Genomic DNA, 617 nt, shown 5'->3' with positions numbered 1-617 from the left:
GTCGGTAAGCGCGACGGGCGCGTCGGCGTGGCGGCGTGGCGTGGCGGATGCGTCTGTGCGGGTCGGTGCGGCTTGAAGGTCGGTACGGCTTGGCGGTCGGTGCGTCGGTGCGGCCTGGTGGTCGCTGCGGCGGGGCACGGCGCGGGCGTCGGCACGGCGGGCAGCGCGGCGCGGGCATCCGTGCGGCGGTCGGCACGGCGCGGGGATCCGGGTGGCGGTCGGCGCGGCGCGGGCGTCCGGGTGGCGGTCGGCGCGGCGGTGGAGGCGTCGGAGGTGAACGCGGCCAGCGCACCGGGTTCTCGTCCAGGTCGGCCGGCCGCGGCGTGGGCGTCAGCGCGGTGGACAGTGGGGTGGTCGGTGCACGGTGGGCGCGGAGGTTGGTCAGGCGCTGTCGCGCAGGACCAGCGCCGAGGGGTAGAAGGTGAGCCGGGCCGGAGAGTGGCGGTCCAGGACGGCGGTGGCGGCGCCGGTTGCGATGGCTTCCACCGGGTTGGTGGTCGTGGTCAGGCCGGGGCGGCTCAGGGCGGCGAAGGCGATGTCGTCGAAGCCCGCGACCGCCACGTCGCCCGGCACGTCGACGCCCGCACGGCGGAGAGCGGACAGCGCCCCGAGTGCGG

General features: G+C 77.8%; 1 protein-coding gene. It reads right to left on the bottom strand.

Going from position 1 to position 617, the window contains the following annotated elements:
- Nucleotides 1–381 precede the first annotated feature (381 nt).
- Nucleotides 382–617, bottom strand: a 236-nt coding sequence (locus AB0G02_RS30845; RefSeq protein WP_360800982.1) for a substrate-binding domain-containing protein, incomplete at its 5' end; no start/stop codon positions are given.

It is taken from the genome of Actinosynnema sp. NPDC023658 (assembly GCF_040639995.1).
Taxonomy (GTDB): domain Bacteria; phylum Actinomycetota; class Actinomycetes; order Mycobacteriales; family Pseudonocardiaceae; genus Actinosynnema.
Note: the sequence above shows the minus strand (reverse complement) of the source record. Positions and strands in the feature narration are given on the sequence as shown.